Source organism: Candidatus Pelagibacter sp. PS_16, assembly GCF_059417965.1.
This window is the reverse complement of sequence record NZ_CM182074.1, coordinates 1,227,659-1,253,694: the sequence shown is the minus strand read 5'-3', so window position 1 is coordinate 1,253,694 and position 26,036 is coordinate 1,227,659. Positions and strand designations below refer to the sequence as shown.

General features: G+C 28.6%; 27 protein-coding genes and 1 tRNA gene. 16 read left to right on the top strand and 12 right to left on the bottom strand.

Annotated features, from left to right (window positions below):
- The first annotated feature begins 2 nt into the window (after positions 1-2).
- Genes hisE through AC5SL0_RS06610 form a run of 3 tightly spaced genes read left to right on the top strand, consistent with a single transcriptional unit; the run spans position 3 to position 1,173 of the window.
- Positions 3-308 (top strand): phosphoribosyl-ATP diphosphatase, encoded by a 306-nt coding sequence (gene hisE / locus AC5SL0_RS06620; RefSeq protein WP_018413682.1) that lies wholly within the window; start codon positions 3-5, stop codon positions 306-308.
- Entirely contained in the window at positions 308-673 is a 366-nt protein-coding gene (locus tag AC5SL0_RS06615) for an HIT domain-containing protein (protein ID WP_494618170.1), read from the top strand. Before hisE ends, AC5SL0_RS06615 begins: the two co-directional genes overlap by 1 nt.
- A complete protein-coding gene (locus tag AC5SL0_RS06610; protein WP_494618169.1) occupies positions 670-1,173 on the top strand; it encodes a GNAT family N-acetyltransferase in 504 nt (167 codons plus the stop codon). The genes AC5SL0_RS06615 and AC5SL0_RS06610 overlap by 4 nt, the downstream gene beginning before the upstream one ends.
- On the opposite strand, the gene AC5SL0_RS06605 is transcribed toward AC5SL0_RS06610, so the two are convergent.
- Together AC5SL0_RS06605 and AC5SL0_RS06600 are read right to left on the bottom strand one after the other, a co-directional pair.
- Complete coding sequence (locus AC5SL0_RS06605; protein ID WP_494618168.1) at positions 1,174-1,728, bottom strand: LolA family protein; 555 nt, start codon at positions 1,726-1,728, stop codon at positions 1,174-1,176.
- A complete protein-coding gene (locus AC5SL0_RS06600) occupies positions 1,728-3,818 on the bottom strand; it encodes an FtsK/SpoIIIE family DNA translocase (RefSeq protein ID WP_494618167.1) in 2,091 nt (696 codons plus the stop codon). The genes AC5SL0_RS06605 and AC5SL0_RS06600 overlap by 1 nt, the downstream gene beginning before the upstream one ends.
- A gap of 64 nt (positions 3,819-3,882) precedes the next feature.
- Between AC5SL0_RS06600 and AC5SL0_RS06595 the strand changes: the two genes are divergently transcribed.
- Entirely contained in the window at positions 3,883-4,977 is a 1,095-nt protein-coding gene (locus AC5SL0_RS06595) for an FAD-dependent monooxygenase (protein ID WP_230454316.1), read from the top strand.
- Positions 4,978-4,979: 2 nt separating this feature from the next.
- Here the strand turns inward: AC5SL0_RS06595 and AC5SL0_RS06590 are convergent, their stop codons facing one another.
- On the bottom strand, positions 4,980-5,621 hold the full coding sequence (locus AC5SL0_RS06590; RefSeq protein ID WP_006997585.1) for an LON peptidase substrate-binding domain-containing protein: 642 nt from the start codon (positions 5,619-5,621) through the stop codon (positions 4,980-4,982).
- Between the two features lie 97 nt (positions 5,622-5,718).
- Here AC5SL0_RS06590 and AC5SL0_RS06585 point away from each other — a divergent pair.
- Positions 5,719-5,793, top strand: a tRNA-Gly gene (locus tag AC5SL0_RS06585).
- Positions 5,794-5,815: 22 nt separating this feature from the next.
- Entirely contained in the window at positions 5,816-6,160 is a 345-nt protein-coding gene (locus tag AC5SL0_RS06580) for a 4a-hydroxytetrahydrobiopterin dehydratase (RefSeq protein WP_006997586.1), read from the top strand.
- Here the strand turns inward: AC5SL0_RS06580 and purH are convergent.
- From purH to AC5SL0_RS06550, 6 genes are all read right to left on the bottom strand, one after another.
- Positions 6,150-7,706: a bifunctional phosphoribosylaminoimidazolecarboxamide formyltransferase/IMP cyclohydrolase gene (purH, locus tag AC5SL0_RS06575; protein ID WP_494618165.1), complete on the bottom strand. Its 1,557-nt coding sequence runs from the start codon at positions 7,704-7,706 to the stop codon at positions 6,150-6,152. The genes AC5SL0_RS06580 and purH overlap by 11 nt on opposite strands.
- Entirely contained in the window at positions 7,685-9,295 is a 1,611-nt protein-coding gene (locus AC5SL0_RS06570) for a heparinase II/III family protein (RefSeq protein WP_494618164.1), read from the bottom strand. The genes purH and AC5SL0_RS06570 overlap by 22 nt, the downstream gene beginning before the upstream one ends.
- A 4-nt stretch (positions 9,296-9,299) precedes the next feature.
- On the bottom strand, positions 9,300-9,959 hold the full coding sequence (gene rpe, locus AC5SL0_RS06565) for a ribulose-phosphate 3-epimerase (protein ID WP_018413669.1): 660 nt from the start codon (positions 9,957-9,959) through the stop codon (positions 9,300-9,302).
- 28 nt (positions 9,960-9,987) lie between these two features.
- Complete coding sequence (locus AC5SL0_RS06560; protein WP_018413668.1) at positions 9,988-10,344, bottom strand: hypothetical protein; 357 nt, start codon at positions 10,342-10,344, stop codon at positions 9,988-9,990.
- Between the two features lie 75 nt (positions 10,345-10,419).
- Entirely contained in the window at positions 10,420-12,228 is a 1,809-nt protein-coding gene (locus tag AC5SL0_RS06555) for a sodium:solute symporter family protein (RefSeq protein WP_494618163.1), read from the bottom strand.
- The gene (locus AC5SL0_RS06550; RefSeq protein WP_018413666.1) at positions 12,228-12,488 is read right to left on the bottom strand and encodes a DUF4212 domain-containing protein; all 261 of its coding nucleotides are present in this window, start codon (positions 12,486-12,488) and stop codon (positions 12,228-12,230) included. Before AC5SL0_RS06550 ends, AC5SL0_RS06555 begins: the two co-directional genes overlap by 1 nt.
- Positions 12,489-12,623: 135 nt before the next feature.
- On the opposite strand from AC5SL0_RS06550, the gene AC5SL0_RS06545 reads away from it, so the two are divergent.
- Entirely contained in the window at positions 12,624-13,247 is a 624-nt protein-coding gene (locus AC5SL0_RS06545; RefSeq protein ID WP_018413665.1) for a hypothetical protein, read from the top strand.
- On the opposite strand, the gene acs is transcribed toward AC5SL0_RS06545, so the two are convergent.
- On the bottom strand, positions 13,244-15,289 hold the full coding sequence (gene acs / locus AC5SL0_RS06540) for an acetate--CoA ligase (RefSeq protein ID WP_494618162.1): 2,046 nt from the start codon (positions 15,287-15,289) through the stop codon (positions 13,244-13,246). The genes AC5SL0_RS06545 and acs overlap by 4 nt on opposite strands.
- Before the next feature lie 13 nt (positions 15,290-15,302).
- Positions 15,303-15,716 carry an EVE domain-containing protein gene (locus tag AC5SL0_RS06535; RefSeq protein WP_018413663.1) on the bottom strand — a complete coding sequence of 138 codons (414 nt, stop codon included), beginning with the start codon at positions 15,714-15,716 and terminating at the stop codon, positions 15,303-15,305.
- A gap of 139 nt (positions 15,717-15,855) precedes the next feature.
- On the opposite strand from AC5SL0_RS06535, the gene AC5SL0_RS06530 reads away from it, so the two are divergent.
- From AC5SL0_RS06530 to AC5SL0_RS06520, 3 genes are all read left to right on the top strand, one after another.
- Complete coding sequence (locus AC5SL0_RS06530) at positions 15,856-17,613, top strand: site-specific DNA-methyltransferase (RefSeq protein ID WP_494618161.1); 1,758 nt, start codon at positions 15,856-15,858, stop codon at positions 17,611-17,613.
- Position 17,614: 1 nt separating this feature from the next.
- Entirely contained in the window at positions 17,615-18,985 is a 1,371-nt protein-coding gene (locus AC5SL0_RS06525; RefSeq protein WP_494618159.1) for a DEAD/DEAH box helicase, read from the top strand.
- Between the two features lie 152 nt (positions 18,986-19,137).
- Complete coding sequence (locus AC5SL0_RS06520; protein WP_494618158.1) at positions 19,138-19,827, top strand: hypothetical protein; 690 nt, start codon at positions 19,138-19,140, stop codon at positions 19,825-19,827.
- Positions 19,828-19,981: 154 nt separating this feature from the next.
- On the opposite strand, the gene tsaD is transcribed toward AC5SL0_RS06520, so the two are convergent.
- Positions 19,982-21,055, bottom strand: coding sequence for a tRNA (adenosine(37)-N6)-threonylcarbamoyltransferase complex transferase subunit TsaD (tsaD, locus tag AC5SL0_RS06515; RefSeq protein ID WP_018413662.1), 1,074 nt, complete (start codon positions 21,053-21,055; stop codon positions 19,982-19,984).
- Between the two features lie 59 nt (positions 21,056-21,114).
- Here tsaD and hemC point away from each other — a divergent pair, with 59 nt between their 5' ends.
- The 6 genes from hemC (at position 21,115) to AC5SL0_RS06485 (ending at position 26,034) form a co-directional block, all read left to right on the top strand.
- Positions 21,115-22,038: a hydroxymethylbilane synthase gene (gene hemC / locus AC5SL0_RS06510; RefSeq protein ID WP_020168925.1), complete on the top strand. Its 924-nt coding sequence runs from the start codon at positions 21,115-21,117 to the stop codon at positions 22,036-22,038.
- 1 nt (position 22,039) lies between these two features.
- Positions 22,040-22,738, top strand: coding sequence for a uroporphyrinogen-III synthase (locus AC5SL0_RS06505; RefSeq protein ID WP_494618157.1), 699 nt, complete (start codon positions 22,040-22,042; stop codon positions 22,736-22,738).
- A 2-nt stretch (positions 22,739-22,740) separates the two neighbouring features.
- Positions 22,741-23,826: a mechanosensitive ion channel family protein gene (locus AC5SL0_RS06500; RefSeq protein WP_006997600.1), complete on the top strand. Its 1,086-nt coding sequence runs from the start codon at positions 22,741-22,743 to the stop codon at positions 23,824-23,826.
- Positions 23,823-24,113: a YggT family protein gene (locus tag AC5SL0_RS06495; RefSeq protein WP_006997601.1), complete on the top strand. Its 291-nt coding sequence runs from the start codon at positions 23,823-23,825 to the stop codon at positions 24,111-24,113. The genes AC5SL0_RS06500 and AC5SL0_RS06495 overlap by 4 nt, the downstream gene beginning before the upstream one ends.
- Before the next feature lie 8 nt (positions 24,114-24,121).
- Positions 24,122-24,967: a bifunctional 5,10-methylenetetrahydrofolate dehydrogenase/5,10-methenyltetrahydrofolate cyclohydrolase gene (locus tag AC5SL0_RS06490; RefSeq protein ID WP_011281620.1), complete on the top strand. Its 846-nt coding sequence runs from the start codon at positions 24,122-24,124 to the stop codon at positions 24,965-24,967.
- Between the two features lie 74 nt (positions 24,968-25,041).
- Positions 25,042-26,034, top strand: coding sequence for an MBL fold metallo-hydrolase (locus AC5SL0_RS06485; protein ID WP_494618155.1), 993 nt, complete (start codon positions 25,042-25,044; stop codon positions 26,032-26,034).
- The last annotated feature ends 2 nt before the right edge of the window (positions 26,035-26,036 follow it).

The following is a 26,036-nucleotide window of genomic DNA, read 5'->3' as shown; positions in this document are numbered from 1 at the left end:
AGATGTCAGAAAATTTATTAAATTTAGTAAATACAATTAGAGACAGAAAAAATAAGGATGAAGATAAGTCTTATACTTCATCATTATTATCAGGTGGCCTGTCAAAATGTATAGATAAAATGGAAGAAGAATTTGATGAACTAAAAGAGGCCCTAAATGATAAATCTAATATAGTTCATGAAGCAGCAGATACAATATATCATATATTAGTTACACTTGAGGCAGCCGATATTAAGTTTGAAGACGTCTTAAAAGAGTTGGAAGACAGAAAAAAACAATCTGGTATTGAAGAAAAGAATAATAGATAATGAGTTACGACAAAAATAATATTTTTGCAAAAATTTTGAGAAAAGAAATTCCTTGTAAAAAAATATTTGAAAATGAACATGTTCTTTCTTTTCATGATATAAGTCCTCAAAAAAAAATACATGCATTAGTTGTTCCAAAAGGTGAGTACATTGATTTAGATGATTTTAATGCTAGAGCTTCAGATCAAGAGATCGTTGCGTTAAGTAAAGCTATTACAGAAGTTTCGAAAATATTAAATATTTCAACAGACACGGGTAAAGGTTATAGAGCTTTAACAAATTTGAGTGAAGATGGCGGTCAAGAGGTTCCACATTTACACTTCCATTTATTTGGAGGAGAAAAAGTTGGAAAAATGGTTGAGTGACAGAAAAAATTTTCCGAAATTATTTAGAGATAAGATCTCTAGAAGAATTAAAAGAAGTTAAGAGGCCTGCAGAGAATTACTCCGTGGAGCTTGTAGAACCAAAAGACTTTCAATTAAATAAATTTTTTTACAAATCTATTGGTAAGAATTGTCAATGGGTTGATAGACTTATTTGGACAGACTTAAAATGGACAGATTATATTTCTAATGACCAGTTATTTACATACATTCTTAAAGATAAAGGTGAAATAGCTGGCTATTTTGAACTCTTATTTAATAAACAAAGCAAAGAAGCTGAAATTGCTTATTTTGGAATTTTAGAAGAATATTTTGGAAAAAAATTAGGAGGATATTTATTAAGTGAAGCAATTAAGTGCTCATTTAATATGGGTGGTGTAAGAGTTTGGCTTCACACTTGTTCTCTCGATCACAAAAATGCGTTAAAAAATTACCTAGCTAGAGGTATGAAAAATTTTAAGTCTGAAACCTTAATTAGATGATTAATTATTTTCAGGTAATTTAAAAATATTTCCATCTATCTCTTGGTTTTTTTTGATAGAAGAAATAAATGTTATTGATAAATTTTGATAAATATCTTCAGTTTGCCATCCAATTAAATTTAAATCTTTCTTATCAAAAAAAATATTAATTTCATTATTATTCTCAAAAATTTTAAAATTTAAATACTTATTGTCAATATCCCTTGGCTCCAGTTTTTCTATCTTAGAAATTAGATATTCTTTATCTAGTAAAAATTCTAAAGGAGTTTTGTTAAGTGGGTAACGATAATAGCTTCCCTTGTTACTGGTTTTAATAACTAAAGATTTTCCATTTGATACTAAATTCTTTTTATTAGGATTAATGTAATCACAAAAAATTTTTTTAGGATATTCAATGATACATTTTCCATCTTCACTTTTATCATTAATTGTTTGTATAAAATTGAAACTTAAATTATTTGTAAGTTTCATTTGCGAAATTATTTTATCTTTTGGTGATGAGTTGGCTGGAAGGTAAAAACTAAATAAAAATAAAATGATTATTACTTTACGCATTAAAGCACATCTCTTTTACCAACATGATTAGCTTTACTCACAACCCCGTCAGCTTCCATCATATCAATAATTCTTGCAGCTCTATTATACCCTATTTGTAATTTTCTTTGTAAAAACGAGGTAGATGCTTTGCCCTCAGATCTAATAATATCAAGTGCAGCCTGGTACAACTCATCTTTATCCCCTGAGCCAGAAGCTTCTCCACTCAATTCTTTCTCATCAGCAAAATTTAAGATTTCATCTATATAATCTGGCTCTGCTTGACTTCTTAAATAATTATTAACTTTTTCAATTTCAGTTTCAGATACAAATGGAGCATGAATTCTAACGATCCTATTTGCTGAAGACATATAAAGCATATCTCCCTTGCCAAGTAGTTGCTCTGCACCTTGTTCTCCTAAAATTGTTCTACTATCTATTTTTGAGGTTACCTGAAAAGATATTCTGGTTGGAAAATTTGCTTTAATAGTTCCTGTAATAACATCAACACTTGGTCTTTGTGTGGCCATTATAATGTGAATTCCAGCAGCTCTTGCCATTTGTGATAATTTTTGAATATAATTTTCTATTTCTTTACCAGCAACAAGCATTAGGTCAGACATTTCATCTACTACAACAACAATATAGGGCATAGCCAAAGTATGCTTAGCATTATAGCCATCAATATTACGAACTCCTTCTTTGGTCATAAGTCGGTATCTATTTTCCATCTCTTTAACAACCCAACCTAAGACAGAAGCAGCTTTTTTTGCCTCAGTAATGACGGGACATAATAAGTGAGGTATGCCTTCGTAGGTTGATAGTTCAAGCATTTTAGGATCGATTAGTATGAACTTACATTTGTCTGGCGTGTGCCTGTAGAGTAAAGACAAGATAATAGTATTTATACAAACAGATTTACCTGATCCAGTGGTTCCAGCAATTAATAAATGAGGCATAGAAGCTAAGTCTCCAACAATAGGAACACCAGAAATGTTCTTACCAAGTGCAATTGGTAATCGAATATCTTTTCTATTAAAATCAGAGTTAGAGAGTATTTCACTTAAATAAACATTCTCACGACTAGAATTTGGAAGCTCTATACCGATGGTGCTACGTCCAGGAATAGTAGCAATTCTTGCAGATTCAGAGCTAGTATTTCGAGCAATATCATCTGAGAGATTGATAATTTTTGATACTTTAACACCTGCTGCTGGCTCAAATTCATTTAGTGTTACTACAGGGCCATGACTAACCTTCTTTATATCCCCACTAACTCCAAAATCTAACAAGATTTTTTCTAAAAATTCACTATCAATATAATCTTCATCTTTTAGTTTTTCCCTATCTTTTTGTGTTGGGATTTTAAGTAAGTCGATAGTAGGTAGTTTGAAGCGAATTTTTTTACTAGGAGATTTACTTTCACTTTTTATAAAAGGCAAATCTTCTTGAATTAAATTTGTAATTTCTTCTTGTGGTATAAATTCACTAATTATCTCATTTTCATTAGTATAATTTTTTTCTTTTTTTATAAAGATTAATTTAAAAAGTTTTTTTATTAATTTATAAAAATAAATAACTTTAAAATGGATACTAATTAAAAATAAAATTAAAATAATTAAAATTAAAAAGTAATAAGAAATTTGAGAATTAATATTAATTAAAGAAGTTAAAAAAGTTGTTTCTAAATATTTTCCAATAAAACCACCATTTCCATTAATATAAAGGTTGAAGGCAGCAGGGTAAAAAAAAGAAAAAAATAGAGAACCAAATGAAGAATAAAGAACTGAATAAAAAATACTTTCAAATATCAAAAAAATTTTCTTATTCAGAACTATATTTATGCCAGAAAATATGAGCGTAAATGGAATTAATAAAGAAATGAGTCCAAAGGTTTGAAAAAAAAGATCAGCTGTGTAACTTCCATTAAAACCAAGCAAATTTTTAATTTCTGTATTATCTGGGAAAATAAAATTAGGGTCATCGGGAGAAAAAGTTGCAAGGGAAACCAACAAAAGAAGACCAATTATAACAAAAGCAATTCCAGCAGTTTCTATAATTCTGTTTATACCGAAATTAATTGTATTGTTGGCTAATTTTTTAAATTCCATAAATAAATGAGTCTAATTAATCACTTTGTATCATCTAATTTTTATTGTTAAAATTAAAATTATTATGAATGTTTGTATTATTGGTGAAGGTCTAACTGCTCTATCTTTAGCTAAAAGCCTTATAAATAAAAAAATAAATGTTCATTATTATTATAAGAGTAAAAATAGTAATTTTTCCTCCAATAGAACAATAGGAATATCCAAAAGTAATTTTGAATTTTTCAAAGAAAAAATTTTTCAAATTTCAAAAAATAATTACTGGAAAATAAATAGAATAGAAATTTATACTGATAAAATTGATACAGAAAATTTATTAAAATTTGAAAATGATAAAAATGATCTATTTTATATTATAAAAAATGATGAGCTTCTAAAATCGTTAAATAGTAACCTTATTAAAAATAAATTTTTTAAAAAAATAATATTAAGCAAAAATATAAATGAGGAGTTTTTAAATAAAAAAGGATATGATTTAATAATAAATTGTGATGCAAATAATTTTTTAGCGAAAAAGTACTTTACAAAAAAAATTAGTAAAAATTATTATAATCTTGCTTATACCACTATTTTAAAACATAAAAAAATAGAGAATAATACAGCAACTCAAATTTTTACAAAGCAAGGTCCAATTGCATTTTTACCAATCTCTAGCACCGAAACATCTGTAGTATACTCAATGGATATTAAGAATAAAAAATTTGATAATAGCGATGTAATAGATTTAATTAATAAAAATAACCCCAAATATCTAATTAACAAAATTGATAAATTAAATAGTTTTGAGTTGAGTTCTTCAAATTTAAGAAACTATTATCATAAAAATATCTTAGCTTTTGGAGACATGCTTCACAGAGTGCACCCATTAGCAGGACAGGGATTTAATATGACAATACGAGATCTTAGAATTCTAACTAAAATTATTGAAGACAAAATTGAATTGGGTATGCAATTAGATTCACAAATATTTGATGAATTTGAAAAAAAAACGAAGGATAAAAACTTTGTTTTTTCTAAAGCCATAGACTTAATTTATGAATCATTCAATTTAGATAAAAAAGTTCAAAATAAAAGCTTTAGCAAAATTATTAAAAACATTGGAAAAAATAAAAATCTAAATAATTATTTTATTAAACTAGCTGATGTAGGAATAAATTTTTAAGTCTACTGAATAGTTGTATTGTGAAAATCATCAAAACTGTAAGTACTCAGTATTTCAGAAATTTTATCTTTTCTTGCTTCTAAATTCTTACTTTCTAATAAAATTTGTTTCTCTTCTAGTGAAAAAGGAGATGCCATTGCTAGAGCATTTATCGTTTCATTCAAATCTTGTTTCTCTAAAGATTTCCAATTTATAATATATCCTTTTTTTTCAAATAATAATTTTAAATCTTTAAATATTGGCTCTAGATCAGAAAGTTTTAATTTCTTTTTTTCAGAAGTTAAATCTAGCTCAAAATTATCATAAGTAGTTTCGCAAATACGATAAGGTTTTGAACTTTTAATTTCTTTAGTTACTTCAAACCGCGTTATACCATTTAGATCAATCATATATCTGCCATCTGATGTATCTTTAAAATTGGTTATTTTACCTAAACAGCCAACCTTATGAAGACCAGGGATTGAACTATCATCATTATTTTTTGGTTGAATCAAACCAATCATCTTGTTTGTTTTCATACTATCATTAATCATTTCAATATATCTTGGTTCAAATATATTTAATGGAACTGTTGTATGAGGAAATATAATAAAGTTACTTAATGGAAATACAGGGATAGTTTTTGGTAAATCTTGTTTTTTCATTCTTTCTTTTAGCAAATTTTTGAAAATCTATATACCAATGAAACACTTTATTATTGATTGAACTAAAAAAACCATCTATTTATAGTGTCTTTTATAAGCGGGTCTAGCTCATTGGTAGAGCGAATCGTTGCCAACGATTAGGTAGAGGGTTCGATTCCCTTGACCCGCTCCAAAATTTTAAAACATATTAATCAATGAGTGATTTACTTAATAAAAAATGTGTACCATGTGAGGGTGGAATTTTACCTTTTGATATTAGTGAAATTCATAAATATCAAAAAAAAGTTGATGGTTGGGATGTTAAAAAAAATACAAAAGAAATATATTTTTTAGAGAAAAATTTTATTTTTAAGAATTTTGTTAATAGTCAAAATTTTATAAATAAAGTTGGTGAAATATCTGAAAATGAAAATCATCATCCAGATATTTCTTTTGGTTGGGGATATGCTAAAATTATAATTACTACTCATGCTATTGAAGGATTGTCAGAAAATGATTTTATTTTAGCAGCAAAAATTGATCAAATTTTTAATGTCTAAAATGTCTTGTTTTAGAGAAAACTAAAATAGTACCAGTTTGGTTTGCAAATTTTATTATCTCCTTATCTCTAATTGATCCAGAAGGCTGTATTACAGCTGAAACTCCTGATTGTACTAATTTTTCAATACCATCAACAAATGGAAAAAATGCATCAGAGGCTGCCACAATATCTTCTTTTAAGTTTTGAAATTTATTCATTTTATCTATAGCAATTTGACAGCTATCAAGTCTACTAGGTTGCCCTGAGCCAATACCAACGGTTGCTTCTTGGCTTGCAAGAACAATTGCATTTGATTTTACATATCTACAAACATTAAATGCAAAAATTAAATTTTTTAATTGAGATTTATTTGGTATTAGTTTTGAAACAACTTTGAAATCTTTAGGTTCAAAAACTTTTAAATCCTCAGATTGTGTTAATATAGATTCATTCACAGAGCCAAATCTAATTAAATCTTTCATCATAAATTCTGATGCATCAATAATTCTTATATTTTTTTTCTTTTTTAAAATTTTTAAAGCATCAGCTTGAAAACCATTAGCAATGATAACCTCTAAGAAAATTTTATTAAGCTCCAATGCTAGAGTTTTATTTATTTTGAAATTACAAGAAACTATTCCTCCAAAAGCGCTAACTGGATCAGAAGCAAGAGCCAATTTATAACTTTTCAAACTATTTTTATTAATCGAAACACCACAAGGATTAGCGTGTTTAACTATAACGGTTCCAGAGTTTTTTGGTAAAGATTTTGATATTGTTAATGCAGAAAAAATATCATTATAATTATTATAACTTAACTGCTTACCATGAATTTGTTTAATATTAAGATTTTGAGTTTTAGAATAAATTGCAGCTTCTTGATGTGGATTTTCACCGTATCTTAATTTTTCAATTAAATTTCCATAAATAATTTTTTTTTTGGGAAAATTGTTTTTTTTAATTTTATTAAAATAGTTAGAAATTACAGCATCATAATAAGCTGTTTCAGAAAAGGCCTCTAAAGACATCTTTTCTCTAAATTCAATAGATGTTGATCCCTTATTATTTTCTAATTCATTAATTAAGGTTTCATATTGATCTGAGGATGTAATAACAGTAACATCGTTATAGTTTTTGGCAGCTGCCCTAACCATAGTGGGACCTCCAACATCAATATTCTCTATTATTTTTGAATGATTGGTTGTTTGATCTAAAGTTTTTTCAAAAGGATAAAAGTTAACAATAACAAGGTCAATTTCATCATATTGATTAGCTTTTAGTTCTTTAGTGTGAGATTTGTCGTTTCTTTTACTTAATATACCAGCATGAATTTTTGGGTGTAGCGTTTTAACTCTTCCACCAAGAATTTCTGGTGAACCAGTATACTCTGAAACTTCTTGGCATTTAAATTTAAGTTTCTTTATTTCTTTAAAGGTGCCTCCAGAGCTAATTAATTCAATTTTGTATTTCGCTAAAACTCTTAAAAGACTGCCTAAATCTTTTTTATCAGATACTGAAATAAGAGCTTTTTTTATTTTTTTCATTATAATTTTGTGATTTCCCATCTTATAGTTTGATTTTCTTCATTAGTCATTCCTGAAATAAATATATTTTGATTATTTGTAAAAGAATTTTTTTCTCCAAAATATAACCCTTCTTCAATATTTATCTTAGAATTTTCTGAGCTAAATTTCCAACCTTCTCCATCAAGATCAATAAGTATTGATTTTTCATCTTGAGTTTTCATTAATCGAATATTTGGCTCCAAATGAAATCTAATATCAAATTTTAAGTTTTTAATACCCTTGTTAGAAATAATTTTATCATGGCCAATGAATTTTAATTGTTCTGGGTAAAATTCTATTTCTCGATCATGAACAATACCAAGTGGTTTTGAATAGCCATCATGAGAAGCATTAATTTTCCAATAATTTTTTTCAAATACTACTTTTTTTTTTAATATTCTTAATTCTTGATTAATTTTAGATTTTTTACCTCTTACTTTGTTAAAATTACAAGAGGATTTATCATCTAAAATTAGTGTGCTATGGACTGCGCTTGACTTAGATATCTCATTTAATTGATGATCAATTTTTTGAAAATAACCACAATTACTAATTAATTTTTTATTATTTGATATAATCTCAAAAGATAAAGCACCAGCTTGATAATCTGAAGATAATTTTTTATTTGGGCTCGATCCAATATCCATTATTAAAGAATTTTTTTTATTATTAAGGACAACATAGCCACCCAGCTCATTATTTTGATTTTTAAAATTATATCCAAGTCTTTTTAAATAAAGGTCAAAATTATGGTTATTTGTTTTATGATTACCATTAAAGAGAAAATCTATTTTATTGTTTTGCCAAATAAAAGCGTAAGCCTGACCTAAATAATATATATTTTCATTTATAAAATCTGGTATTTCATTTTGAGATTCTTTGAACCATTCCCTAATTAATATAAAATATTTTAAGTAAAAACTTAACTGTCTAATATTCCTTGATTTTGGAAAGCCATCATTATCCAATGAATATTTGGCTAATTTTTTTACTAAACTTAACCCAATATTTAAATAATTATTATTTTGAGGGTACGATAGACCAGTTAAAATGATAGCTGCACAGCCTATAATTTTATTATCGATTAATTCAGAGACTTCAATTTCATTAATAAGGTGATTGATCTGCTTCTTTATAGTGCCGTTAAACTTGTCTTTATAATCTATATTGCCATCTTCATAGGTAAGCCTAGAATTTGAAATCCAAGCTATTATTCTTTTTCCAATTATATCAATTTTCCAATTTTTAGAGTTGTACCTGTCATTTGTATTAATCCATTGATTAATGACATTTTGAGTATCTTTTTTTGAAGATCTAAGATCTAGGCTAAATAGCCAAAAAAAACTGTTTAAATTTTGTTGGTCTTTTTCTTTTAAATTTGGATTATCCCAAATTTCATTTAACGAATAATTTTCTATGTTAATCTTTTTTTTATCATATTTTATAAGGCCATCTAACAAGCTAGGGCTTGGCTGATATTCTAGTAACTCAATAGAAGAGGGTGTAATTTTTTTATTATATAGATAGGAGTTTAAATAAAAGTGACGAATTTTTTTTTTAATAAGTCTAAATGAATTGTTTAAAATCATTATTCTAACTTGATTTTAAAAGGTCTATATTTTTTTTTATATCTCCATTGTTATTTTTAAATATAGTTGTCCCAGAAACTAAAATATTTGCTCCAGCTTCTATTGCTAGTTTATTATTGTCAAAATTAATCCCACCATCAATCTCGATATCAAAATCTATATTCTTTTGATCTCTTATTTTTTTTAATTCTTTAATTTTTTCTAAAACTTCTGGCATAAACTTTTGTCCTCCAAATCCAGGGTTTACACTCATAATTAGAACTAAATCTATCTCATTTAATAAGTCAGTTATTAAATTAATTTTACTTTCTGGATTTAAAGAAACCCCTACTTTTTTTCCTAAACTTTTAATATGGTCAATAGAGACTGCTAAATTTTCAGTTGCTTCTGGGTGTATAGTAATAATATCTGCACCTGCATCTGCATAATCTTTAATATACTTATGCACGGGTGAAATCATTAAATGAACATCAAATGGTAGTTTTGTGAATTTTCTTAATGATTTTATGATAGGTGGACCCATGGTTAAATTAGGAACAAAATGACCATCCATCACATCCACATGGATCATATCTGCACCACCTTCTTCAAGTCTTTTTATTTCATTTCCTAATTGACTAAAGTCAGCAGATAAAATTGAAGGGGATATTTGTATTTTTTTCATTGATTGCCAGCTCTACTAGTATCAATTTTTAAAATTTAATTGAATTAAATAATTGATAAATTTGTTTAGAAATTTCACTTTCTAGAGGAAATGATAACATTCCCATTACAGAATAACCTAAGACCCATGGCATAAAGTAAAATCTAATCATATAAAAAAACCAAGCAACATATAATGGAATCAGAGGTCCTATGATGAAAGAAGGGGTTATTGGCTTAAAAATTTTTATTAATGGATTGGTATATTTTACAAATATCTTCATAAAAAAAAATTCAGAATCTTCTTTTTGAAAAATATTCATCGCAACTCTTCCTATTAAAGTCCACATGATAACTCCAAGTAGATAATCTATAAAATAAACTAGAGGATGAAAGTTGGCAGACATTTAGAAATTTATATTTGAAAACTTATTGAATTAAAAGGGGCGAAATTAATCGCCCCTAGAATCAAGATTTAAGCTCTATTTACCAGTGACAGTTTTACCACTTGGTATACGAACTTCATCAACCATTTTTTGGATTGAAGCATCAGGTGCAGAAGTCATTAAACTTACTACCACCATTGATACACAACTAACAGCTGCTCCGAAGATACCAAATGTTAACTGAGTAAGTCCTAAGAACCCACTTCCACCATTTCTTACCCATACAAGGTACCAAATAGCAGAACCAAGACCTAAAACCATACCAGCAACTGCACCTTCTTTGTTAGCTCTCTTCCACCATACACCTAGTACAAGTGGGAAGAACAAACCAGACATCGCAAAGTCAAAAGCCCAGATAACTGAACCTAAAATACCTTGGATCTCCATTGCAGCAATAGTTGCTCCAGCAAAACCAATTACTACAAGTAATACCCTTGCAACAAGTAGTCTTTTTGCAGTCTCTGCTTTTGGATCAATCATTTTGTAATAAACATCATGAGAGATCGCATTAGCAATTGCTAGAATCAAACCATCAGCTGTTGACATGGCAGCAGCCATACCTCCAGCAGCAACCAGTCCTGAGATTACATAAGGTAATCCAGCTATTTCTGGTGTTGCTAACACAACCGCTTTACCACCCATGAAAAACTCGTTTAACTCAAGAGTTCCATTGCCGTTAAAGTCACTGATGAACATCAAGTTTGCTTGATTCCAGTTTTGGAACCAATCTATTGATTGAACTTCAGCAAATGATTTACCAATAATACCTGTTGGTAGTGTTGGATCGATCAACGATAGTTTAGATAGTGTTGCTAACATTGGTGCAGAAGAATACAGAAGGAAGATAAAGAATAACGACCAACCAACTGATTTTCTAGCTGCTTTAACGCTTGGAGTAGTAAAGTATCTCATCATCACGTGCGGTAATGAAGCTGTTCCCATCATCATCGCCAATGCTAATGAAATAAATGCCCAAGGCGTTGCATTTACTGCAGAGTGTGCTTTAGTTATTCCAGCTAACCCTTTAGGTACCGTTGCTAGATCAGCAGCAGAGTTTTTAACAAAACCAAACTGTTGTTCTAACTCACCAATTCTAGCTACTTCATCAGCTAACATAAAGTGAGGGAAGAAACCTGCACCCATTTTGTTACTGATCCAAAAAATTGGAAGCAAGTAAGCTATAATTAGTACGATATATTGTGCAACCTGTGTCCAAGTTACCGCTCTCATACCCCCTAACATTGAACAAAGTAAAATACTTATTAGTCCAATATATACAGCGTATTTAAAGTCGATATCTAGAGCAACAGATGCAATAGTACCTGTAGCGTTTATCTGTGCAGTCACATACGTAAATGAAGCAACAGTTAAAACTATTACCGCACATAGTCTCGCTAAATTACCACCGTATCTTGTACCTACAAAATCTGGAACTGTGTAACAGCCAAATTTTCTTAAGTATGGTGCTAATAAAGTTGCAACTAATATATAACCACCAGTCCAACCGACAAGTAGAGCCATATATCCATAGCCTTTGAAGTAAATACCACCTGCCATTGCAACGAATGAAGCACCAGACATCCAGTCTGCCGCCGTCGCCATTCCATTGAATACAGTGGGCACTTGTCTTCCAGCCACGTAATATGCGTCTGCTTGAGCTGTTCTTGATAGATAACCGATCAGTGCATAGATGAATATTGTAAAGGCTACAAAAGCAACACCTATTGCTTTAGCAGTCATACCCATCTGCTCACCAATTGCCATTAAGATTATGAAACCTATAAAACCTCCTGTATAGATTCCGTAAACTTTTGGCAAATTGTCTATAAATTTACCTTTAATCATTATTGATCTCCTTTTTCGTTGAAGCCGAATTCTTCATCGATTTTCTCTTGCCTATTAGCAAACCAGAAACATAAAATTACAAAAATTCCAAGAGATCCTTGACATGTAAACCAGTATGTCCATGGATAACCGAAAGGTCCTGTAACCTCATTCATTTCAGCTGCAAAAAGGAAGATGCCGATTGAGAAAACAAACCAAATAGCCAGTGTTACGAATAACAATGATCTAGTCTTTTCCCAGTGTTTTGTTGCGTTTGACATTTATACCTCTCTATTTTTAGTTATAACTACCCTAAACCATAACCATTCTGTAAGTTTTTAAAAGACTTAAAATTGTTCATATTAGGTGCTTATTTACCTACCTTTTTAAGGTATAATGAGCATATATGAATTTTTATGCAAAAATATAAACTCTCCTGGAAAGACATATCGTTTGATGATTTTAAAGTTTATTTGTTTGCCATGTTTAGGGCTTTTATTCCAAAGAAAAAAATTAAGAATTTAGATGAGCTTGAACACTTTATTCAAACAAAATCTGCTTGGGTAACACAAGTAACTTTATATAGTTATTTAAAAACCAGGATGGGAACAAGGTATGTTCTTCACTTTGATAATGATGTGTTCATGTCTTCCCTTAATATTGCCAAATGGAATATTTATTCTGTAGCCTTACAAGATTTGATGTTATTTACGTTTTCTTATTTAAAAGTTAACTTTAATTTTCAAAACGTTGACCAGTCTAAAGAGATTTTTTCTAAAATTTTAGATGATGAGATTTCTAATAAGATGCCACTTGATATTATTGAGGAAGCAAAAAAAACTTTTAATGAAAGACTTCAAAATATAAACTGGGAAATTTATTATAAAGATTTACCCTTTAATCCTAGTGCTTTGTCATTATACAAATGGGCACCAATAGCTGAAGAGCTTAAAACTTTAGATCGAAAAATCGTATTGAATTCTATGATATTGAAATGGGATATTATTAAAAAAGAATTTGAGAAATTAATAGAATTTTAAATATTTTTTCTATTATCCACCAAACTTTGCACAACACTTGGGTCTGCTAAAGTTGTTGTATCCCCTAATTGGTCATGTTCATTAGCTGCAATTTTTCTTAAAATTCTTCTCATAATTTTTCCAGACCTTGTTTTTGGAAGACCAGGTGAGAAATGAATAATGTCAGGTGTCGCTAGTGCACCGATTTGTTTTCTTACCCAAAGCTTTAAATCTCTTTCAAGATCTAAATCTGATTTCTCTCCAACATTTAGAGTTACATAACAATATAGGCCGTTACCTTTAATATCATGTGGATATCCAACCACAGCAGCTTCAGCAACTTTTGGATGAGCAACAAAAGCACTTTCTATCTCGGCAGTTCCAAGGTTATGACCAGAGACAATAATTACATCATCTACACGGCCAGTTATCCAGTAATAGCCATCATTGTCTCTTTTAGCACCATCACCTGTGAAATATTTTCCATCGAACTGAGAAAAATAAGTATCAATAAATCTTTGATGATCACCATAAACAGTTCTCATTTGACCAGGCCAAGATTGAGAAATGCACAATCTTCCTTCACCAGCTCCTTTGATTTCTTTACCATCTTTATCAACTATAGAGGGCTTAATTCCATAAAAGGGTTTACTTGCAGAACCAGGTTTTAAATTCATAGCTCCTGTTTGAGGGCTAATTAAAATTCCACCTGTCTCAGTTTGCCACCATGTATCAACAATTGGACATTTAGAATTTCCAACTGTTCTATAATACCACATCCAAGCTTCAGGATTAATGGGTTCACCAACAGTACCTAATAGTTTCAAAGATTTTCTTGAGGTTTTCTTAACAGGTTTATCACCCTCTCTCATTAAAGCTCTAATAGCAGTGGGCGCTGTATAAAAAATATTAACTTTATATTTATCAATGATTTCCCACCATCTTGAGCTGTCAGGGTAGGTTGGAATTCCTTCAAACATTATTGTTGTTGCACCATTAGCAAGTGGTCCATAAACAATATAACTGTGACCCGTTACCCAACCAATATCAGCTGTACACCAATAAACATCTTTTGGTTTATAGTTAAAAATATATTGATGGGTCATAGATGCATAAACCATATATCCACCTGTTGTATGTAAAACTCCTTTTGGTTTTCCAGTAGAACCAGATGTGTAGAGAATAAATAAAGGATCTTCTGCATTCATTTCCTCAGGCTCACATTTAGTTGACATATCTTTAATTAAATCGTCAAACCAAACATCTCTTCCTTTAACCCATTTAACTTTATTTCCAGTTCTTTTTACAACAATACATTTTTTGACATTAGGACAACTTCTTAAAGCCTCATCTGTAATTTGTTTTAGTGGAATAGTTTTTCCACCTCTAACCCCTTCATCAGCAGTTATTATGTATTCTGACTCACAGTCATTAACTCTGCCAGAAATAGAGTCTGCCGAAAAACCACCAAAAATAATAGAGTGAACCGCACCAATTCTAGCACAAGCAAGCATTGTTACTGCCAGTTCTGGAATCATAGTTAAATAAATCGTAACTCGATCACCTTTTTTAATTCCTAGTTTTCTTAAACCATTTGCAGCTTTAGAAACTTCATTATGTAATTGTTTGTACGAAATTTTTTTAGTATCTTTTGGATCATCACCCACCCAAATAATAGCGGTTTTATCTTTTTTATCTTTAAGGTGACGGTCTATACAATTGGCAGAAGCATTTAATGTGCCATCCTCATACCATTTAATTTTAACCTCTTTTTTACTGTATTTTATATTTTTAATCTTCTTGTATGGCTTAATCCAAGTAATTCTTTTCCCCTCATTCTTCCAAAAGTCATCATTTTTTTTAATCGAGTCTGAGTATTTTTTTTGATATTTCGCTTTATTTACTAGAGCACTTTTTATCCACTCAGGTTTAGTTTTTATGATTAATTCTTTTTCTTCTATTTTTTTTAAAACCTTTTTCTTAAAAGGCTTTACTTTTTTTTTAGCCTTAGTTTTTTTAGAAGTTTTTTTTTTTACTTTTGATAATGATTTTTTTTTAGGCATGAATTTTTTTTATTTAAATACTACTCATCTTATTTAAAATTTTCCAGCTTTTAGAGTCTATGGGCATAACAGATAATCTGCTTTGTCTAATAAGTGATAAATGGCTAAGAGACTTGGTTTTTTTAACCTCTTCTAGAGTTACACTTTTCTTTAATTTTTCTTTAAACTTTACTTGAACAGCTACAAATCGTCCATCTTTGTCAGTTTTATCTAAAAAAGCTTCTTTAATAACCTCAACTATACCAACAATTTCTTTGCCTATATTTGAGTGATAAAAAAAACAAAGGTCTCCTTTTTTCATTGCTCTTAAATTTTTTGCAGCTTGATAATTTCTTACTCCATCCCAAGGAGCACCTTTAGCACCAGCTTTTTTTTGCTGATCAATTGACCAAACATCAGGTTCTGATTTCATCAACCAATACTGCATCTAATTGTTTCTCCAGTGTTTACTTACTTTTTTAAACATAGTACTTTCATAATACGCCATTTTTAGAAAACAAGTACTATGCAAAGTCATATGCATTTTTAATGTTATATATAATTATAAAAAATAATAAATTAAATAAATGAGCAAAAATTTTGAATCTTTTTCTAAAGATGAATTAATAGAAGAATTAAAAAAAATTAAAAAAATTAAAAAATATGGATTAGTTTGGGAAGACAAAAATGAGATTATTGTAGAAAAATGTAGAACGGAAATTCCTGTTTTAGATGAAATTAAAAATAAAGAAATTTTTAATGATGCTTCTCAACCAACAAATTTATTAATAGAAGGTGACAATTATCATGCACTATCTGTATTAAATTATACTCATAAGGAAAAGGTTGATTTAATTTATATCGACCCACCTTATAACACTGGTAATAATGATTTTTTATATAATGACCAATTTATAGATAGAGAAGATTCCTATAAACACAGTAAGTGGATATCTTTTATAAATAAAAGATTAATTCTAGCTAAAGATTTATTAAAAAAAGATGGGTCAATTTTTGTTTCTATCGACGATATAGAGTTTCCTAGATTATTAATTTTAATGGAAGACATATTTGGAGAACAAAATGTAAAAACTATATGTATCAAGATGTCGGAGGCTACTGGTGTTAAAATGGCAAGTGTAATTAAGAATGGAAGAATACCAAAAATAAAGGAATATCTGATCATAGCAAAAAAAAATGGAATTAATAATATTAATTTAGATAAAATTGCTAAGACAAAATGGGATGGAGAATACAATGGTATCATCACAAATGTCTCAAAAAATGAAATTAATATAGTTAAAGAAATTAGAGATAATGAAAATAGATCAAAAAATGATGTAATAAAAATTGATAAAATTTTATCAAAATGGAAAACTAAAAGATTATCTGAGTATTATAAAAAAGAAAAAATAGATAAAAATATACAAGATGATTTTAACTATAAAAATGCATGGAGAATTATTAGAACTGTTGCAACTTCTGACGGGGCAAAAAAAATTGCTGATATAAAAAGAAAAAAAGTTAAAGGTGATTTTTTTTCAGTTATAACTCCTCAAAAAAAGCTTTATTTAATGCTTAAAGAATACAATAAAGAGGGAGATCAACCTCGTATAAAGATCCTACTGGCAGATGATTATTTAACCCAACACCCTGGAGACATTTGGTTAGACATTAAAACAACAGGTTTAGGAGACGAAGGAGGTGTAAATTTTAAAAATGGAAAAAAACCCTTAAAGCTTCTGGAGAAAATTATTTTAACAAATAAAAAAAAAGATTTAACGATATTAGATTTTTTTGCAGGATCTGGAACTACTGCAGAGGCTGTCATAAAGTTAAATTCTCAAGACAATGGTTTGAGAAAATTTATTTTAAACACTTATAATGATGAAAAAGAAAATGGTAAAATTATTGATGAATATTGTTATCCAAGAATAATCAATTCTATTAAAAAATATAAAACAAGAAATAAAATTCTACCTAATCTAAAATATTATAAAACTAGTTTTATTGAAAATAAAAATTCAGATAGAAATAAAAAAATAATTTCAAAAAAGATTGATGAAATTATTTGTATTAAAGAAAATACTTTTAAAAAAGTTTTTTTTAGTAATGAATATAAAATTTTTAAAAATCAAAATTATAACACAGCTATTATTTATAACCCCGAGTCAATAACAGCTATAATTAATAAGATAAAAGAAAATAATGAAAAGTATAAAGCATATATATTTTCTTTAAATGAAGATACCTATGAAGATGAGTTTATTGATGTTATAGATAGAGTAGAATTATTTTGTATTCCAGACTCAATAATGAAAATATATAAAAAAATATTTCAGTAAAATGTTTTTAAAAGACTTTCAAAATTCAGCAATAAAAAAAATGTTAGAGAGGTCTAGTGAACTATTGGATCAAGATGATCTAAGAAAAATTGTTTTAGATGCTCCTACAGGTTCTGGAAAAACAATAATGATGGCTGAGATATTGAAACAAATATCAATTCTTAATAAAGAGAAATATGAAATCTCATTTATTTGGACTGCCCCAAGAAGTCTTCATTATCAAAGTCTTTTAAAATTAAATCAATATTATAAAAAGTGTAATACTTTAAGTTGTTCAGAGTTTTCTGATTTAACTAAAAATGAAATAATACAAAATGAAATTTTGTTTTTAAACTGGGAAAGTATAAATAAAAAAAATAATTTAATTGTAAAAGAAAATGAAAAAAATTTTTATCTAGATAAAATTATTGAAAATACAAAAAAGAAAGACAGAAAACTGATATTAATTATTGATGAGTCACATCATCATGCCTCTAGTGCAATTTCTAAAGAGTTAATTAAGGATTTAAATCCAGATTTATGCATTGAGGTTTCAGCCACTCCAGTCATTGAAAACCCAGACGATATTGTAAAAGTTCATTTAAAAGATGTTATTCAATCAGGAATGATCAAGAAAACAGTTAAACTCAACCCAAATTTTTCTAATTTATTTAAAAATAAAAAGTTTAATAGCCCACTATCAAAAGAGACTAATGAAATTGTATTAACGAGTGCTCTAAAAAAATATTTTCAGATGCAAGAATTATATAAAAAAAATAAAATAAAAATTAATCCTCTTTTATTAATTCAATTACCAGACAGGAAAATGGGTAATTCTGAAGATCAAATGAAAAATAAAATTATCGATATTTTAAAAAAAAATTTTGATATAACTTTAGAAAATAGAAAACTAGCTATTTATCTCTCTAACGAAAAAATAAATCTAGCAAACATTTCAAAAAATGAAAATGAAACTCAGGTTCTAATATTTAAACAAGCCATTGCTTTAGGTTGGGATTGTCCTAGAGCACAGATTTTAGTTTTATTTAGAGAGTGGAAGAGTCTTACATTTTCAGTTCAGACTGTAGGAAGAATTATGAGAATGCCAGAGCCTTTAAAGGGTCACTATAATTCAGATTTGCTTAACCATAGTTATATTTATACAAATCTTCAGAATATAGAAATTAATGAAGACCTAGGAAAATCCTACCTTTCTTTTTTTACAAGCAAAAGATTTAGTAATTATAAAAAAATATCCTTAGATTCATTTAGTATTATAAGACAACGGGAAAAAACAAGATTGGACTCTTCATTTATTAAATTATTTTTAAATGAAGCTAATAACTATAATCTAAAAAAAAAATTAAAACAAATAATAAAAAAGTTTCCTTAAATTTTATCACAGATTTTGAAAATAAAGTAATTGATGAATTAAATAATAAAAAAATAAAAAGTAATTTTAAATTTAATCTAGAAAATGAAAATGATTTACAGCACTTATTTGATTATTTTATTATTGATAGTTTAAAGCCTTTTTTTCCAGAGTTGAGATCACAAGAAAGACTAAAGAGATCTATATATAATTTTTTTGATAAAATTTTAAATATAAATTATGAAACATCTTTCCATGAAACACTTAAAATATTACTTAGTGAAGAAAATAAAATTCATTTTAAAACAGTGATTGATAATACTAAAGAAAGATATATTAAAATTAATAACAATAAAGAGGCTCAAGTTAAAGAAACTAAAGGTTGGGAATTACCAGTTGAAATTAATCTTTCAAATAATACTTCAATTTTTAATGTTAAAAAATGTTCCCACAAACCATTTTATTATGATTTTAAATTTAAAACTGAAGAAAATTTCATTAATTATTTAGAGTGCTCAAATAAAATTGAATGGTGGTTTAAAAATGGGACATCAGAACTTAGTTCTTTCGCAATACCATATGCAGATAATGATCAAATAAAATTATTTTATATTGATTTCATTGTTAAATTGAAAAATGGCAAAATAGGTTTATTTGATACTAAAAGTGGTGATACCATAAGAGATAGTAAAGCTAAAATTGATGGTTTATTTTCATATCTAAATAACAGAAAAACATTAATAGGTGGTATCGTTACAAATACAGATCAAAGAAACTACAGTGATAGATGGGTCTTTTTTGATAAAAAAAGTAAGAGTTTAGTTGAAAATAAATTTTCAAACTGGAGCAACATTCCTTTTTAAGCTTCAAATCGTACTATGCGATGTCATATGCATTTATATTTATTAATTGGTTTAAATTATGGTTTTTAGTCAGAAATGTAATGAAAAGGTTAGAGGGAGTCAGTAGAATCTTATCGGAGTATCACAAGCTTTGGTTTCATTAACCAATACTGCATTACAATTTTACTCCAGCACCCTTCAAAAAAGCAGCATCTGCATCTAGAGGCCACCTAGGTTTTGCAGGACTATCTAATTCACTAAACTGTTTTAACTTAAATTTTTCTAATCCAACCATTGCAATCATTGCTGCATTATCTCCACACAAATTAATAGGTGGAAATATTGCTTCAAATTCCTCTTCTTTGCAAAGATTAGTTAGAACTTCTCTAATTCTCTTGTTTGCAGCAACACCACCCGCAACTACAAATTTATTTTTATTTGTTGTGTTCATTTTTTTGAATTCTTCAAAAGCAATTTTACTTTTCTTATATAGTATTTCTTCAATTGTTTTTTGAAAAGATGCTGCAAGATCATATTTTTCTTGTTCAGTTTTTATTTGTTTTGATATTTTTAAAACAGCAGTCTTTAAACCTGCAAATGATAAATTACATCCTCCTTTATGAAAAATTGGCTTTGGTAGTTCATATTTATTAGGATCACCTTTTTTTGCGTATATTTCAATTTGGGGACCACCAGGAAATTCTATTCCTAATAATTTTGCCGTTTTATCAAATGCTTCACCTACAGCATCATCAATAGTTGTCCCTAATCTTTTATAATTTCCTAAGCCTTGCACACTTAAAAACTGAGTGTGACCTCCAGAGATTAAAAGTAATAAATAAGGATAATTTAATTCAGAATTTAGTTTTGGGCTTAATGCATGTCCTTCTAAATGATTAACAGCTATAAAAGGTTTGTTTAGCGAGGAGGCCATTGCTTTTCCAAAACTTAAACCAACAGACAGACAGACCATAAGACCAGGTCCTGCAGTTGCTGCTATTGCATCTAGATCTTCCATTTTTACTCCACTTTTATCAAATGCTTTTTTTGTGATTAAATCTATTTTTTCCATATGGGATCTTGCGGCAAGTTCTGGCACAACACCACCAAACTCTTTATGAACATCTACCTGACTTGAAACAATACTTGATAAAATTGTTGGCATACCTTGCTCATTTTCAGTTATGATAGAGGCTGCTGTTTCATCACAGCTTGATTCAATTCCTAAAATTATGGGTTTTTTATTCATTAAATTAGTTTTTATTAATAATACATTCTCAATATAAGTATGAAGTATAAAGCAATTAAATGAAAAATAGAAAAATTATTATAGGCTCTAGAGGAAGCAAATTAGCACTAATCTATGCAGAAAAGGCCAGAGAAAAAATTCTCAAACATTCAAAAGATTTTGGAATTGAAGAAGTAATAATTAAAGAAATTGTAACTAAAGGTGATCAAGTTCAAGACAAAAGATTATCGGAAGTAGGGGGTAAGGGACTTTTCTCAAAAACTATAGAGGTTGAATTATTAGAAAAAAAAATAGATATAGCAGTACATGCATTAAAAGATATGCCTTCTGAAGAAACTAAAGGATTATTAACAGATTGTTTTTTAGAAAGAAATGATCCAAGAGAAATTTTAATCAGCAAAGACAATAAACATCTAAAAGATTTAGCATCAAATTCAATTATTGGAACATCCTCATATAGAAGAGAATTTCAGATTAAAAAAATAAGAGAGGATCTTTATTGTAAATTAATTAGAGGAAACGTTGATACAAGAATAAGAAAACTTAATGAAAACTTATATGATGCAATTATCTTATCTTATGCCGGAATCGATTCTTTAGGATTAAATCAAAATATCTCTCAAACTTTTTCTACTTCAGAAATTATACCTTGTGCAGGACAAGGAGTTATTGCCTTGCAGTGTAGAGATAACGATGAAGGTTTAATTGAATTATTAAAACAAGTTGATCATCAATCAACACATAGTTCAATAAAAGCTGAAAGAAACGTCTTAAAAGTTTTAGAAGGAGATTGTGAAACAGCAGTAGGAGTATTTGCAAACATTGAGGGGAACAAAATTAATCTTGAGGTAGAGCTTTTTTCACTAGACGGCAGTAAAAGATTTTATTTAAAATCATCTGAAAGTGTAGATAAAGCAGAAGAATTGGGAATAGAGATGGGAAAAACTCTTAAAAAGATGTCTAATAATTCTTACAAAAAATAATATGCATATTTTATTTACAAGACCTCTAGAAGATTGTCATGAAATGATATTAAAATTTCAATCATTGGGTCATGAAATATCTCATTTACCTTTAATTAATATTGAAGGTTTAAAATACGAAGCACCAAACTATTCGGAGTTTAAAGCAATTATTTTTACCAGTACTAATGCTGTTAAATTTTTGGACATTAAGAACATTGATAAAAAATTAAAATGCTTTTGTGTTGGAAGTGTTACTGAAAAAAAAGCTAGAAGTGTTGGTTTTCAAAATGTTTTTGCAGCTGAAGGAAATGTTGGTAATCTTAAGGAATTAATCTTACAAAATTTTAAACCTTCTGATGGAAAGCTAATTTATATAAGTGGAGAAATAATCTCTAGTGATTTGGACAAAGAGCTTATTTCGAGTGGGTATACGATAGAACGATTAATTAATTACAGAGCTAACCCAATTGAAAAATACGATGAAAGCTTTATCGAAAAATTAAAATTAAAAATGCCTGAAATTACTTACATTTATTCGCAAAATAGTGCGATTAATTTTTTAAAAGTAATTAAAAATTATCAGCTAGAAACCTTATGGATGAATACTAATTTAATGTGCATTGGAGAAAAAACCTCTTCAATTCTTAATGAAATAAAGTGGAAAAAAATTTTTCTTTTTAACCCTGGAGAAGAGGAATTTTTGCTATATAAAATTTAGCTATGGACATTTTTAACAATTTTAGTGACTTATTTTTTTCAGTTTGGTCAAAGGGAATTCACGGTATTGATATTTTTCAAATATTAATTGGAATTGGGATTTTTTTTATTTTTTTAATTTTTAGAGGAATTATCAGTAAAGTAATTATTAAAAGATTAGAAAGTATCTCTAAAAGAACAACCAATAAACTAGATGACACTTTCGTCCATGCAATGGTTGGGCCAGCAAGATTTCTTCCCATTGTTTTAGGTTTTTTTATTGCAAGTTATTACATGTCTTTTGGAGAAGATGGCAAAGTTGCTATTGATACAATTAATAGAACTTTAATAACTATTTTTATTTTTTGGGTGATACATCAAATTGTTGAACCCATCTCTTATATTTTAAGTGGTTTAGATAAAATGTTAACTAGAGAGTTAATTGGCTGGATTATTAAATCATTAAAAATTTTGATTTTCATTCTAGGTTTAGCGGCTGTTCTTGAACTTTGGGGAATAAAAATTGGACCAATTATTGCTGGACTGGGTTTATTTGGTGTTGCAGTTGCTTTAGGTGCGCAAGACTTATTTAAAAATTTAATATCAGGAATTTTAGTTTTAGTTGAAAAAAGATTTAAAATTGGGGATTGGATTTTAGTTGAAGGAACAATTGAAGGTATTGTTGAAAAAATTGGATTTAGATCAACAGTGATTAGAAAATTTGATAAATCTTTAGCAATAATTCCAAACTTTCAATTTGCTGAAAACTCAGTAGTTAATATTAGTGAAACAACCAATTGGAGAATAAGATGGTCCATTACTCTTCAATACGATACCACTGTTGCACAGTTAAAAAAAGTAAGAGAAGAAATAGAAAACTATATTAATAAAAGCGAGGACTTTAGCCAAAGTGTTGGTGTTGCGGTAAGAATTGAAAAGTTTTCTGATAGCTCAATAGATTTATTAGTTAGATGTTTTACGGCCAGCAACAGTTGGAGCGACTCTCTTTTAGTTAAAGAAAGATTAGCGATTGCAATTAAAGAAATAGTAGAAGGAAACAAAGCTTCATTTGCATTCCCAAGTCAGTCAATTTATATCGAGAAAAAATGATAGCAATTTTTTATTTGGTTCTTCAAATATTAAAGCTCTATTCTTATGTGGTAATTGCAAATGTAGTTATCAGCTGGCTTGTTGCATTTAATGTTTTAAATACTCAAAATAGATTTGTTTATTCTATTTTAGAGGTGACTTATCGATTAACAAATCCTGCACTTAATAAAATAAGAAGTTTTTTACCTAATTTAGGATCAATAGATATTTCACCAGTTATATTACTTTTATTGATTTGGTTTATAGAAATGTGTATGAAGTTGTACATTGCGCCAATGATTTTTTAGAGGAACACATGATCTTAATAGATGGGAAAAAAATAGCAGCTGAACTTAGAGAGCAATTAAGACAAGAGGTCGTAGAGCTAAAAGCTAAACACAATAAAATTCCTGGGCTTACAGTTATTTTAATTGGAGAAATGGCCCCTAGTCAAATTTATGTTCGTATGAAAGAGAAAGCTGCGAATGAAGTAGGGTTAAAATCTGAAGTAATTAGATACCCTGAAGCTGTGGAAGAAAAAACAGTATTAGATAAAATTGAGGAATTAAATAAAGATGAAAGTATTTCAGGAATTTTAGTTCAACTACCTTTACCAAAACATATCGATAAGCAAAAAGTTATTGAAACTATTTTACCAGGAAAAGATGTTGATGGGTTTCACCCAATGAATGTTGGAAATCTTTCTTCAGGTTACGAAAGTTCAGTTCCTTGTACTCCTTTAGGATGTTATTTAATGATTAAAAAAATTGAACCAAATTTGAGTGGAAAAAAAGCTGTTATGATTGGTAGATCAAATTTAAACGGTAAACCAATGGCGCAGTTACTTTTAAAAGAAAATTGCACAGTAACAATTACTCATTCAAAGACTAAAGATTTAAAAGCAGAATGCTTGGAGGCAGATATTATAGTTGCTGCTGTTGGCATTCCAGAGCTTGTGAAAGCGGACTGGGTTAAAAAAGATGCAATTGTAATAGATGTTGGGATTAATAAAACTGAAAACGGTATTGTCGGTGACGTTGCATTCGAAGAAGTTTCAAAAGTTGCAAGAGCTTTAACACCTGTTCCAGGTGGAGTAGGGCCAATGACTATTGCCTGCTTGTTAAAAAATACTATTGAGTGTTTTAAAAGATCTCAAAAATAAAAATATCATTATAGGTGGCAAAATTTATAATTTTTATATTTATAATTATTGCATATAACTCATCACTAATTGCTATGGAAAAAAAACCTTATCATCATTTACCAGATGGAACTTTTAGAAATCCAGAAGGATCACCTGTTAGAACTAGTCAAGCGAAGTTTTCTTACACACAATTCATTAAATTGAAAAAGAAAATAGACATGACGGTCCCTAAAGAACACGTTGTTGATAAAGAAAAAGTTTTATCTGATTTAGAAAAGTATAAAAATGAAGATTATATTGCATGGATTGGTCATGCTACTTACTTAATTAAACTTGGAGATACAACAATTATAACTGACCCAGTATTTTCAAAAAATGCGGGACCTTTAATTTTTGGCCCAGACAGATTTACTGAGCCTGCCTTAAATTTAAATGAAATTCCAAAGACAGATTTATTGTTATTAACACATAATCATTATGATCATCAAGATATGGGCACCATTAGAAAATATCCGTTTAAGAATACAAAAGTTTTGGCCCCACTAAATCTTGGAAAATACTTTACAAAAAATAAATTTAAAGATGTAAATGAAATGGATTGGTATGAGGAAATTCAGGTTAATGATGATCTGAAAGTAACATTACTCCCAGCTGTCCATTGGTCGAAGAGAAGCCTTACAGATATGAACAAAACACTCTGGGGCAATTTCTTAATTGAATATAAAGGTAAAAAAATCTTATTTGCTTGCGATACTGGCTATGGAAATATTTACAAAGAATTAGGTGAAAAATATGGTCCAATTGATTTAACAATGATTAATATTGGAGCTTATGACTTTAAGCCTATGTTTGATAAATCGATTTATCACACAACACCAGAAGAAGCTTTAAACGTAGCACAAGATTTAAGAAGTAAAAAGGTTATGGGAACACACTGGGGAACTTTTGTTTTATCGCTAGAACCTATTATGGAACCACCAGCAAGATTTAAAGCTAGTGCTGAGGAGTATGGTTTTAAAAAAGATGATGCTATAATCTTTAAAATTGGAGAGATAAATTCATTAAAAAATATATTATCTAATTAAAA

Bases quoted from the DNA above. Each gene is read 5' to 3' on its own strand.
- hisE (WP_018413682.1), top strand. From the start codon at position 3: ATGTCAGAAAATTTATTAAATTTAGTAAATACAATTAGAGACAGAAAA.
- AC5SL0_RS06615 (WP_494618170.1), top strand. From the start codon at position 308: ATGAGTTACGACAAAAATAATATTTTTGCAAAAATTTTGAGAAAAGAA.
- AC5SL0_RS06605 (WP_494618168.1), bottom strand. From the start codon at position 1,728: ATGCGTAAAGTAATAATCATTTTATTTTTATTTAGTTTTTACCTTCCA.
- AC5SL0_RS06600 (WP_494618167.1), bottom strand. From the start codon at position 3,818: ATGGAATTTAAAAAATTAGCCAACAATACAATTAATTTCGGTATAAAC.
- AC5SL0_RS06595 (WP_230454316.1), top strand. From the start codon at position 3,883: ATGAATGTTTGTATTATTGGTGAAGGTCTAACTGCTCTATCTTTAGCT.
- AC5SL0_RS06590 (WP_006997585.1), bottom strand. From the start codon at position 5,621: ATGAAAAAACAAGATTTACCAAAAACTATCCCTGTATTTCCATTAAGT.
- AC5SL0_RS06580 (WP_006997586.1), top strand. From the start codon at position 5,816: ATGAGTGATTTACTTAATAAAAAATGTGTACCATGTGAGGGTGGAATT.
- purH (WP_494618165.1), bottom strand. From the start codon at position 7,706: ATGGGAAATCACAAAATTATAATGAAAAAAATAAAAAAAGCTCTTATT.
- AC5SL0_RS06570 (WP_494618164.1), bottom strand. From the start codon at position 9,295: ATGATTTTAAACAATTCATTTAGACTTATTAAAAAAAAAATTCGTCAC.
- rpe (WP_018413669.1), bottom strand. From the start codon at position 9,959: ATGAAAAAAATACAAATATCCCCTTCAATTTTATCTGCTGACTTTAGT.
- AC5SL0_RS06560 (WP_018413668.1), bottom strand. From the start codon at position 10,344: ATGTCTGCCAACTTTCATCCTCTAGTTTATTTTATAGATTATCTACTT.
- AC5SL0_RS06555 (WP_494618163.1), bottom strand. From the start codon at position 12,228: ATGATTAAAGGTAAATTTATAGACAATTTGCCAAAAGTTTACGGAATC.
- AC5SL0_RS06550 (WP_018413666.1), bottom strand. From the start codon at position 12,488: ATGTCAAACGCAACAAAACACTGGGAAAAGACTAGATCATTGTTATTC.
- AC5SL0_RS06545 (WP_018413665.1), top strand. From the start codon at position 12,624: ATGCAAAAATATAAACTCTCCTGGAAAGACATATCGTTTGATGATTTT.
- acs (WP_494618162.1), bottom strand. From the start codon at position 15,289: ATGCCTAAAAAAAAATCATTATCAAAAGTAAAAAAAAAAACTTCTAAA.
- AC5SL0_RS06535 (WP_018413663.1), bottom strand. From the start codon at position 15,716: ATGCAGTATTGGTTGATGAAATCAGAACCTGATGTTTGGTCAATTGAT.
- AC5SL0_RS06530 (WP_494618161.1), top strand. From the start codon at position 15,856: ATGAGCAAAAATTTTGAATCTTTTTCTAAAGATGAATTAATAGAAGAA.
- AC5SL0_RS06525 (WP_494618159.1), top strand. From the start codon at position 17,615: ATGTTTTTAAAAGACTTTCAAAATTCAGCAATAAAAAAAATGTTAGAG.
- tsaD (WP_018413662.1), bottom strand. From the start codon at position 21,055: ATGAATAAAAAACCCATAATTTTAGGAATTGAATCAAGCTGTGATGAA.
- hemC (WP_020168925.1), top strand. From the start codon at position 21,115: ATGAAAAATAGAAAAATTATTATAGGCTCTAGAGGAAGCAAATTAGCA.
- AC5SL0_RS06505 (WP_494618157.1), top strand. From the start codon at position 22,040: ATGCATATTTTATTTACAAGACCTCTAGAAGATTGTCATGAAATGATA.
- AC5SL0_RS06500 (WP_006997600.1), top strand. From the start codon at position 22,741: ATGGACATTTTTAACAATTTTAGTGACTTATTTTTTTCAGTTTGGTCA.
- AC5SL0_RS06495 (WP_006997601.1), top strand. From the start codon at position 23,823: ATGATAGCAATTTTTTATTTGGTTCTTCAAATATTAAAGCTCTATTCT.
- AC5SL0_RS06490 (WP_011281620.1), top strand. From the start codon at position 24,122: ATGATCTTAATAGATGGGAAAAAAATAGCAGCTGAACTTAGAGAGCAA.
- AC5SL0_RS06485 (WP_494618155.1), top strand. From the start codon at position 25,042: ATGGAAAAAAAACCTTATCATCATTTACCAGATGGAACTTTTAGAAAT.